Origin of the sequence: Streptomyces sp. NPDC007162 (genome assembly GCF_040634175.1) — a bacterium.
Classification (GTDB): domain Bacteria; phylum Actinomycetota; class Actinomycetes; order Streptomycetales; family Streptomycetaceae; genus Streptomyces.
Window position 1 is genome coordinate 1 of the sequence record NZ_JBEYFC010000314.1, and the last position, 10678, is coordinate 10678.

At 72.8% G+C, this 10678-nt stretch carries 5 protein-coding genes and 2 pseudogenes; 4 read left to right on the plus strand and 3 right to left on the minus strand.

Features of this window, described 5'->3' with window-relative positions; translation table 11 throughout:
• Nucleotides 1–873 (plus strand): annotated as a pseudogene (locus tag ABZ646_RS29925) (NADP-dependent isocitrate dehydrogenase); the annotation flags it as partial.
• A 2-nt stretch (nucleotides 874–875) separates the two neighbouring features.
• Here the strand turns inward: ABZ646_RS29925 and ABZ646_RS29930 are convergent.
• Nucleotides 876–1652 (minus strand): annotated as a pseudogene (locus ABZ646_RS29930) (SAM-dependent methyltransferase); the annotation flags it as partial.
• Nucleotides 1653–2162: 510 nt separating this feature from the next.
• Here ABZ646_RS29930 and ABZ646_RS29935 point away from each other — a divergent pair.
• The 3 genes from ABZ646_RS29935 to ABZ646_RS29945 all read left to right on the plus strand — a co-directional run bounded on the left by ABZ646_RS29935 (nucleotide 2163) and on the right by ABZ646_RS29945 (nucleotide 5970).
• A complete protein-coding gene (locus tag ABZ646_RS29935) occupies nucleotides 2163–2882 on the plus strand; it encodes a hypothetical protein (RefSeq protein WP_360525510.1) in 720 nt (239 codons plus the stop codon).
• Nucleotides 2883–2976: 94 nt separating this feature from the next.
• Complete coding sequence (locus ABZ646_RS29940; protein ID WP_360525513.1) at nucleotides 2977–4764, plus strand: M48 family metallopeptidase; 1788 nt, start codon at nucleotides 2977–2979, stop codon at nucleotides 4762–4764.
• Between the two features lie 87 nt (nucleotides 4765–4851).
• Nucleotides 4852–5970 (plus strand): hypothetical protein, encoded by a 1119-nt coding sequence (locus ABZ646_RS29945; protein ID WP_360525516.1) that lies wholly within the window; start codon nucleotides 4852–4854, stop codon nucleotides 5968–5970.
• Nucleotides 5971–5976: 6 nt separating this feature from the next.
• Here the strand turns inward: ABZ646_RS29945 and ABZ646_RS29950 are convergent, their stop codons facing one another.
• Together ABZ646_RS29950 and mfd are read right to left on the minus strand one after the other, a co-directional pair.
• Complete coding sequence (locus tag ABZ646_RS29950) at nucleotides 5977–6693, minus strand: HNH endonuclease family protein (RefSeq protein ID WP_360525519.1); 717 nt, start codon at nucleotides 6691–6693, stop codon at nucleotides 5977–5979.
• 192 nt (nucleotides 6694–6885) lie between these two features.
• A complete protein-coding gene (mfd, locus tag ABZ646_RS29955; RefSeq protein WP_360525522.1) occupies nucleotides 6886–10443 on the minus strand; it encodes a transcription-repair coupling factor in 3558 nt (1185 codons plus the stop codon).
• Nucleotides 10444–10678: the final 235 nt, after the last annotated feature.

Below are 10678 nucleotides of genomic sequence, written 5' to 3' on the forward strand. Positions count from 1 at the left end.
GCCGGAGTGCACATCCCGGACACGGCGGGCTCGGGGACCTACTTCGACGACTACGTGTCCCGCTCCCACGACAAGACCTTCGAGATCGCCACCGCCGGCACGGTCCGCCTGGTCGACGCCGCGGGCAACGCGCTGATCGAGCAGCCGGTCGCCGCCGGTGACATCTTCCGCGCCTGCCAGACCAAGGACGCGCCGATCAAGGACTGGGTGAAGCTGGCCGTCACCCGCGCCCGCGCCACCGGCGACCCGGCCGTCTTCTGGCTGGACGAGGGCCGCGCCCACGACGCCAACCTGATCGCCAAGGTCGAGCAGTACCTGCCGGAGCACGACACCGAGGGCCTGGACATCCGTGTCCTGTCGCCGGTGGAGGCCACCAAGCTGTCCGTGGAGCGCATCCGCCGCGGCGAGAACACCATCTCCGTCACCGGCAACGTGCTCCGTGACTACCTGACCGACCTCTTCCCGATCCTGGAGCTGGGCACCAGCGCCAAGATGCTGTCGGTCGTCCCGCTGATGGCGGGCGGCGGTCTCTTCGAGACCGGTGCCGGCGGCTCCGCGCCCAAGCACGTGCAGCAGCTGGTCAAGGAGAACTACCTGCGCTGGGACTCCCTCGGCGAGTTCTTCGCCCTGGTGCCGTCCTTCGAGCAGTACGCCGAGTTCACCGGCAACGCCCGCGCCAAGGTGCTGGCGGACACCCTGGACCGGGCCACGGCGACCTTCCTCAACGAGGACAAGTCCCCGACCCGTCGCGTCGGCGGCATCGACAACCGCGGCAGCCACTTCTACCTGTCCCTGTACTGGGCGCAGGAGCTGGCGAAGCAGACCGAGGACGCGGAGCTCGCCAAGGCGTTCGCGCCGCTGGCCGAGACGCTCACCGCCCGCAGCAGGGCGCCGGTGCCGCAGGCCGGGTCCAGGACCGTGCGGGCGGGCCCGGCGAGTTCGGCCATGAGACCGGCGAGTTCGGGCGGGGTGAGGGTGTACTGGCGGGGGTTGGCGTCGAGGTACCGGCCCAGCAGGAACTCGAAGCACTGCCGGGCCCCCGAGTCGGCGGCGAGTTCGGCGACACCGCGCAGGAGGGGGACGGACGGCAGGAGCTGCGGACCGGTGGGAGTACGCGGTTCGACGTTCACGACGGCGGCGGCGGGTGCGGGGTTCACCGCGGCGGCCGATGGTGGCGTGTTCACAGAGGCTGCCAGTGGTGGCTTGTTCACAGAGCGGGCCGGTGCTGTGGTGTTCACAGCTCGGGTCGCCGCGTCGGTGCCGAAGCGGGGGGTCAGCACCTGCTCCAGCGCGCCCGGCAGCATCGCGGCCAGGCGTTCGTCCGAGCCGGCGCCCACGTCGAGCCAGACGGTGGGGCGCTCATGGATCAGCAGCAGTGCGCAGCCGGCGTGCACCAGCGCGGTCAGCGGGCCACCGGGGTGCCCGGCGAGCTGCTGCCAGACCCGTTCGCGCAGCGGGACCTCGGCGAGTTTGCCCTGGCCGCGCAGCCAGGCCTCGACCTCGGCGAGCGCGAACGAGGGGCTGGTCTCGGTGCCGCCGACCGGCTTGGGGAAGTCGGCGTGCCGACGGCGCCAGTTGCTGACGGCGGCTCGGCCCACCCCGGCGAGCCGTGCGATACCGGCCGCGGTCACCTCTGTGGCGTTGTCCTGCACGCGCCCCCGCTTCCCTCGTTCCTGGTGCGCCGAGCATACCGGCGTACACAAGATCCATCGATTCACGGCGTGTACGCGGAGCATCAATGACTTCGTGTTGACTCGGTTCACAAGCTCTGTTCTCATTGACCCCGCGAACAAGGCGGCCGGAGGGGCGACCGCCACGGGGAGGGGATCCGCCATGGGCATGAAAACCAGGATGGGACTGAGCGCCCTCGTGGGATTCGTCATCATCGGCACCGTGTCCGCCAACGCCGACGGCGGCGGCACCGAGGGCGGCACATCCGGCGGCGCGTCCATCGGCACTCCGGGCGGCCCTTCGGCCTCCGAGGCCCGTACACCGGACGCCGGAAAGACCCCGGCCCCGGGGACCCGCGGCCGGCCTGCCCCGGACACGAGGTCCGCCGGGCCGACCCCGCGATGAAGCCGCCGCCCGCGACGCGGCCCGCCCCGTCCCGGCCGCTCGGCCGTCGCGCACACCACCGTTCCACCCACCCGACAAGGACTCCGATGCGTCTCTCGTCCCGTGCCGTCGTACTGATGGCCGTCGCCGCACTCCCGCTGGCCCTGTCCGCCTGCTCCTCCGGTTCCTCCGACTCCGGTACCGGGGCGAGCACCGGCAGCGGCGCGAGCGCCGAGCCGGCCAAGGCGCAGGACCCCAACGCCGCTCTGGCCACCGGTACCCAGCTGAAGAAGGCGCTCGCACCCGCCTCGGCCTTCCCGGCCGGGCTCACCCTGGAGTCCGACGGTTCCGCCGACAGCGGTGGCCGGTTCCTCTCCCCGGCCGCCCGGAAGACCGGCAAGCCGGACTGCACCCGGCTGGAGACCACGTCCTGGATCCAGGTCTCCGGGTTCAAGGGCGGGGTGTCGTTCGCGCAGAACGGCTACGCGAACAAGACCGAGGAGGTGGACCAGGAGATCGACGCCTTCCAGGGCACCACGGCGACCGCGGTGATGAAGGCCCTGCGGTCGGTGGCCGCCGAATGTGCCACGTACACGGACACCGACGCGCACGCCAAGGTGAAGCTCACCGGCAGCGCCACGCCCGGACTCGCCGACGAGGCGTACACGATGACGCTGACGAGCGGCTACTGGGAGAACGGCACCACGCTGATCGCGGCCCGTTCCGGCAACTCGGTGGTCACCGTGCTGTCCACGGCGGGCGGCGACAACGGCGCCGCGTCGGCGAAGAAGGTGACGACAACGGTCCTGGCGGCGCTGAACAAGTAGCCGGGGCCTGGCTTCCCGGCCCACGACCGTTCCGCCTCCCTGAGCAGCCCTGAAGCACCCCACGAAAAACCTGAAGCACCCCTGAAGGATGCCGATGCGCCAGTCGTCCCGCGCCGCCGGCCGTGCAGCGGCCCTGCGGGCCCCCGCACGGCGGCCCGCCGTGCCCGGAACACCCCTGCGCGCCGCGCTCGCCCTGGCCCTGCTGATCGGGTTCTACGTGCTGGCGCTGCTCGTCGTCGCCGTGCTGGCGCTCCTGGACGTGTTCCTGGCCCGCGGGCCGGGCATCACGGTCACGACCGTCGAGGGCTGGCTCGGCTCGCTGGCCGTCGCCTGGTGCGTGGTGCGGGTCGTCGTGCTCAGCCTCCGCCGTGACGACGGCGAGGACGAGATCTCCGGTGTGCCGGCGACGCCTCGGGAACAGCCCGAGCTGTGGCGGCGCGTGGGCGAGCTGGCCGAGCGGGTGGGCACGCGCCCGCCCACGGAGATACGGGTGATCCCGGGGGCCGGGGCCATGGTGCAGGAGGAGGCCCGGTGGCTCGGGCTGGTCACCGGCGAACGGCGGCTCTTCCTCGGCGTGGCCCTGCTGATCGGTCTTCCGGAGGACGAACTGGACGCCGTGCTCGTCCACGAGCTGGGCCACTACGCGCGGGACGACACCCGCCTGGGCGCCCTGGTCTGGGCGCTGCACCGCAGGCTGCTCGGGACCGTGCGCATGTTGCGGCAGCGGGCCGCACGCGAGCAGGCGCAGGAGCAGGCGGCGTCCGCCGCACGGGCCGCACGGCGCCGGGCGGCCGGCAAACCGCCGCGGCCGAAGCGGGAGCCCACCCGGGGCCCGGACCACTACCTCGCCGTCGTCTTCTCCGCCTACGCCGGGCTGTGCCTGCGCCTGACCGAGGCGGTCAGCCGCCGGCAGGAGTACGCGGCCGACGACCTGGCCGCCAGGATCGCCGGACGGGACGCCATGGTCGCCGCACTGCGCCGCGTTCCCGCTCTCGAAGCCGTGGACGACCTCTACCTGCGCGACTACGCCCTGATGGGCCGGGAGGCATGCCTGCTGCCGCCCGAGGGGCAGTTCCACGGCGGGCTCTGGCACCTCCTCGCGGACGATCACCGCCGTACCGGCCTGGAATCGTGGGTACGGACACCGTCCCCCGAGGATCTGCACGAGGAGCGGTCCCCCTACGACAGCCACCCGCCCACCGCCGACCGCATCGCGGCACTGTCGGCGCTGCCCGGCGACGGGCGTGGCACCGCGTCCGTACGACGCCCCGCACTCGCGCTGCTGAGTGCGCCGGACCGCCTGTTCGCCGCACTCGAACACCGGGTGCTGGGCGAGGAGATGCTCTCCTGGCGGCGGGTGCCGTGGGCCGAACTGCCCGCCCGGGTCCGGCACGAGAGCTGGACGCGGGAGGCTGCGCCCCTGCTGGAGGCCATGGCCCGGACATCCGGACCGGGCGTCCTGGCCGCGCCCGCGGTCGCACAGCTCGGCCACCTCATGGACCTGCTCGACCACGGCCTGCTGTACGACATCGCGGACCGGCTGCCCCGGTCGGAGCGGGCCGCCCTCAGCAGTGGCCGTGCGGCACGCGAGTTCGCCCGGACGGCCTTCCGCTCGGCCCTGCGCCGACTGGCCCTGCTGACCGCGCTGGAGACGGGGCTGTGCCGGTGGGAGCTGTGCTGGTCGGGGCCCGCGGTGCGCACGGCGGCGCCCGAATGGTTCACCGAGGCGCTGGAGGAGGCCCTGGACCACGCGGTCGCGGAGCCGGCCGGCACGGCGCCCCTGCGCGCCCTGCTGCTGCCCGGCGGGGGCGGTCACCCGGCCGGGGGCACGGTACCGCCGGCCGTCGCCCGGCCCTGGCCGCCGCCCCATGTCCCGTACTGACGGACCGCCACTTCTCCGCCTCCCCCGGTCGCTTCGACCACCTTCAGAACCGCCGCCTCAAGCGGCCCCGACCCCGAAAGACCCGTCATGAACGTCCTGATCGACATAGCCGGTACCGGCGCCCTCGCCTACGCGGCCGTCACCATTCCGCGCAACGCCCGCAAGGCGCGGGCGATGCGGGCGGAGGCGAAGGCCAAGGCGCCGGTCAACATCGACCCCGCCGCGTACGGGCTGGTGCCGGCCGCTCAGCTCGACAGCCGGTTCGCGGGGCCGGATCCCGAGGCGGACGCGGTCGCCGCGGCCGCCCTCGCCGGTGACTGGCGGCGGGCCGCCGGCTACCTGGCCGGGGCGGGCCGGGACTGGGACCTGCGGTGGTACCGGCTCGGCATCCTCGTGCACGCCGCCGCCGAGGACGACGCCTGGGTCAAGGCGTGGCGGACCGAGTACCCGGGCGACCCGTCCGCCGCCCTGGTGCACGCCGACTCGCTCGTCGTGCTCGCCGGCAAGGTGCGCGGCGCGAAGTCGGCCAAGCACACCACCGCCGAGCAGTTCGAGGGCTTCCACCGGCTGCTCGCGGAGGCGCTGCCCGCCTGCCAGGAGGCCGCCTGGATGGCGCCCGAGGACCCCGGTCCATGGGTCGCGCAGCTCACCATCGCCCGGGGGCTCGGCTGGTCGAACGGTGACTTCCGGACGCTGTGGGCCGAGGTCACCGCGCGCGACCCGCACCACTTCGGCGCCCATGCCAGCGCCCTGCAGTACTGGTGCGCCAAGTGGCAGGGCTCGCACGAGCTGATGTACGCATTCGCCGAGCAGGCCGCGGCCTCGGCACCGGCGGGGAGCCTGCTGCCGGTGCTGCGCCTGGAGGCGTTGATGGAGCACGCGTTCCGCGAGCCGCAGGCGCCCGTGTACGACCAGCCGTTCGTGCACGCGGCCGTGGACGCCACCCTGGACGCCGTGGACCGGGTGCCGGCCGGGCACCACCGGCTGCCGGCGGTACGGCACCTGCTGGCGGACACCCTGTTCCAGACGAAGCGGTACGCGGAGGCGGTGGAGCAGTTCAGGGCGGTCGGCGGTTACGTCGGCAGCGCGCCGTGGACGTACTCCGCCAACCCGGTCAAGGCGTTCGTCTTCGCCCGCACCAACACCTTCGTCGCCTGGGAGAAGGCGGGTCGCCCCGCTCCCGGGCCGCGTGGCGGGGCCCGGTGAGCCGGGTCAGCGTGCCGTGAACCGGGAGGGTGCCTTGGTCGGGTTGCCGCCCGTGGGAAGCTTCTGGCCGGGGCAGGTGGCGAGGACCTTCTTCATGGCCGCCTTCTCGGCGGCGGTGACCCACAGGCCGTACTTCTTCTTCACGGCCACCTGAGCGGCGACATAGGTGCAGCGGTAGGACCTGTTCGGCGGCAGCCAGGTGGCCGTGTCGCCGTCACCCTTGCCCCGGTTGGCGCTCGCGCCGACGGCCAGCAGGTTCAGCGGGTCGTTGGCCAGGGCTATCCGCTTGCCCGCGTCCCAGTACTTGGCGCCCTTCTGCCAGGCGTCCGACAGCGCGACGAGGTGGTCGATGTCGACCAGGCTGCGGCCGCGCCGGTAGGTGACGTCCTTGCCCGAGTAGGGATCCGGGTCCAGGACGCCGTAGGAGACCTTGCAGTCGCCGTCCGTGAACTTCACGTCCTCCAGGTCGCGCTTGAGTATGTCGCTCCGGGTGTCACAGGAGTTGGAGTCGGTGTCCGCCCAGGCGGAGCCGAACTTGGCACGGGTGTAACCGGTCTTCGGTGCCCGGCCCTTGACGGTGAGCGAGTCGGCCGCGGTCATGGCCGCTCCCCCGCTCGCGGTGCCCGGGGCTCCGGAAGTGCCCTTGTCCTGAAGGTCCTTGCATCCGGTCACCGCGAAGATCATGACGACAGCGGTGACCGCCCCGCCCCTGAGCCGCGTCACGTGCGCCCCCTCGTGCTTTCCCTCTGCCGCCGCTGCGCGGGCGGATCTCTGCCGGCCTCACCGTAACCGGCCGGGTGGTCCGGACCCGGCCTGGTCCGGTCCGGCCCGGCCTCGGAGGACGGATGCCCGCAACCCTCCCGGGTAGTCGGGGCGGTCAGGGACGAGGGGCCGGTGCGAGGGGGCGCCCGTCGGTCAGGACCCCAGGACCGAAGCGAGGAACTCCCCCACCCAGCCCAGCAGTTCCCGCCCGACCAGCGGCTTGCCGCCCACCTTCGCGGTCTTCGGGCGCGGCACCAGCACCTGGTGGACCGTCGGCTTGATGACCGTCCCCGGGTACAGCCGCTTGAGGCGCAGCTCCTGCGACTCGCGCAACTCCACCGGCGCGAACCGGATGTTGGTGCCCTGGAGGACGATCTCGCCGACCCCGCACGCGCGCGCGAGCATCCGCAGTCCGGCGACGAGCAGCAGGTTCTCCACCGGCTCGGGCAACTTGCCGTAGCGGTCGGTGAGTTCCTCGCGGACGGCCCGGATGTCGTCCTCCGAGTTGGCGGAGGCGATGGCCCGGTACGCCTGGAGGCGCAGCCGCTCGCCGGGCGCGTAGTCGTGCGGGACGTGCGCGTCGACGGGCAGCTCGATCTTGACCTCGAGCGGCGGCTCCTCCTCGATCTCCCCGGTCTCCAGCTGCCGCCGGTAGTCCGCGACCGCCTCGCCGACCATGCGCACGTACAGGTCGAAGCCGACGCCCGCGATGTGCCCGGACTGCTCCCCGCCGAGCAGGTTCCCGGCGCCGCGGATCTCCAGGTCCTTCATCGCCACGTACATGCCGGCGCCCATCTCGGTGTGCTGGGCGATGGTCGCGAGCCGTTCGTGCGCGGTCTCGGTCAGCGGCTTCTCCGGCGGGTACAGGAAGTACGCGTACCCGCGCTCGCGGCCACGGCCGACGCGGCCGCGCAGCTGGTGCAGCTGGGAGAGACCGAAGGTGTCGCCGCGTTCCACGATGAGGGTGTTGGCGTTGGAGATGTCGATGCCGGACTCGACGATCGTGGTGGAGACGAGGACGTCGAACTTCTTCTCCCAGAAGTCGACGACGACCTGTTCGAGCGCCGACTCCGACATCTGGCCGTGGGCGGTCGCGATGCGCGCCTCGGGGACGATGTCGCGGAGTCTGGCCGCCGCGCGGTCGATGGACTCGACCCGGTTGTGGATGTAGAAGACCTGGCCCTCGCGCAGCAGTTCGCGGCGGATGGCGGCGCCGATCTGCTTCTCCTCGTAGGGCCCGACGAAGGTCAGCACCGGGTGCCGTTCCTCCGGGGGCGTGGTGATGGTGGACATCTCGCGGATGCCGGTGACCGCCATCTCCAGGGTGCGCGGGATCGGGGTCGCCGACATGGTGAGCACGTCGACGTTGGCGCGCAGCTTCTTCAGCTGCTCCTTGTGCTCGACGCCGAAGCGCTGCTCCTCGTCGACGATGACCAGGCCGAGGTCCTTGAACTTGGTCTCCGAGGAGAACAGCCGGTGGGTGCCGATGACGACGTCGACCGCGCCCTCCCTGAGGCCCTCCAGGGTGGACTTCGCCTCGGTGTCGGTCTGGAAGCGGGAGAGCGCCTTCACGCTGACCGGGAACTGCGAGTACCGCTCGGAGAACGTGCCGAAGTGCTGCTGCACGAGCAGGGTCGTCGGCACGAGGACGGCGACCTGCTTGCCGTCCTGGACGGCCTTGAAGGCGGCCCGCACCGCGATCTCGGTCTTGCCGTAGCCGACGTCGCCGCAGATCAGGCGGTCCATCGGGATCGACTTCTCCATGTCCTCCTTGACCTCGGCGATCGTGGTCAGCTGGTCGGGGGTCTCGGCGTAGGGGAACGCGTCCTCCAGCTCGCGCTGCCACGGCGTGTCCCCGCCGAACGCGTGACCGGGGGCGGCCATGCGCGCGCTGTACAGCCTGATCAGGTCGGCGGCGATCTCCTTGACGGCCTTCTTGGCGCGCGCCTTGGTCTTCGTCCAGTCCGCGCCGCCGAGCCGGTGCAGGGTGGGGGCTTCGCCGCCGACGTACTTGGTGATCTGCTCCAGCTGGTCGGTCGGGATGTACAGCCGGTCGCCGGGCTGGCCGCGCTTGGCGGGGGCGTATTCGACGACCAGGTACTCGCGGGTGGCGCCCTGGACGGTGCGCTGCACCATCTCGATGTAGCGGCCGACGCCGTGCTGCTCGTGGACGATGTAGTCGCCCGGCTCCAGGGTGAGCGGGTCGATGGTCTTGCGGCGGCGGGCCGGCATCCGGGCGCCGTCCTTGCCGGCCGCCTTCTGGCCGGACAGGTCGGTCTCGGTGAGGACGGCCAGTCTGAGCGCCGGGTCGACGAACCCGTAGTCGATCGAGCCGCAGGACACGTGCACGACCGAGGGGCTCAGCTCGCCCAGGTCGACGTCCAGGCGGGCCGCGATGCCCTCGCTGCCGAGTACCTCCACGGTGCGGGAGGCGGGGCCGTGGCCCTCGGTGACGAAGACCGTGCGCCAGCCGTCGGCGAGCCAGCCCTTGGTGTCGGCGAGGGCCTTCGCGGTGTCGCCGCGGTAGGTCTCCGGGGCGTGCATGCCGAGCTTGAGGGTGTCGGCGGACCCCGCCGCGTCAGCGGCATAGGTGAACGACTCGTCGGCGGCGAACGGCGACACCGACCACCACATCATGTCCAGCTCGCGCGCGCGGTCGCGGACGTCCGCGATCGACCACAGGGAGGCCGCGCCGACGTCGATGGGCGCCTCGCCGCCGCCCGCGGTGGCCGCCCAGGACGCCTGCAGGAACTCCAGGCTGGTGGCCACCAGGTCGGCGGCGCGGGTGCGGACCCGCTCCGGGTCGCAGACGACGGCCATCGCGCCCTTGGGCAGCACGTCGAGCAGCAGCTCCATGTCGTCGACCAGGACCGGGGCGAGGGACTCCATGCCCTCGACCGCGATCCCCTCGGCGATCTTGTTGAGCAGTTCGCCGAGCTCCGGGTGCTCCTCGGCGAGGGCCCGCGCGCGTGCGCGGACGTCCTCGGTGAGCAGCAGCTCGCGGCAGGGCGGCGCCCACAGGCCGTGCTCGGCGACCTCCAGGGAGCGCTGGTCGGCGACCTTGAAGTAGCGGATCTCCTCGACGTCGTCGCCCCAGAACTCGACGCGCAGGGGGTGTTCCTCGGTGGGCGGGAAGACGTCCAGGATGCCGCCGCGTACGGCGAACTCGCCGCGCTTCTCGACGAGCTCCACGCGCGCGTAGGCGGCCGCGGCGAGGGCTTCCACGACCTCGTTCAGGTCGGCGCTCTGCCCGGTGCGCAGGGCCACGGGTTCCAGGTCGCCGAGGCCCTTGACCTGGGGCTGGAGCACGGATCGTACGGGCGCCACGACCACGGAGACCGGGCCGGTCTCGGGGTCGTCGGGGCGGGGGTGGGCGAGGCGGCGCAGGACCGCGAGGCGGCGGCCGACGGTGTCGCTGCGCGGGCTGAGCCGCTCGTGCGGGAGCGTCTCCCAGGAGGGGTACTCGACGACGCCCGCGGAGGGCAGCAGGGTGCGCAGGGCGGCGGCCAGGTCCTCGGCCTCGCGGCCGGTGGCGGTGACCGCGAGCACCGGGCGGGAGGTCTCGCGGGCCAGGGCGGCGACCGCGAAGGGGCGGGCCGCCGGGGGGCCGACCAGGTCGACGTGCATGCGGTTGCCGTCCCCGGCTGCCTTGATCGCTTCCGCGAGGGCGGGGTCCTTGACGACGGCGTCGAGCAGACCGTGCAGGCTCATTCAGGGGCTTTCGTCCGGGGGCGGGCAACGCGAACGGCCCGGCGCGGGTGCGACCGGGGGGTGTCCAGCCTACGACGACGGGGGCGCGAGTGCCGGGGGCTGTGGACAACCCCCTGCCGAGCCGACGGAAGGACAGCACATGTGCCCGGCGCCGGAGAGTCACCTCGGCCCGCTCCGCACCGCTGTGCCTGGCGACGTTGGTGAGGGCCTCGGCGACCACGAAGTAGGCGGTGGC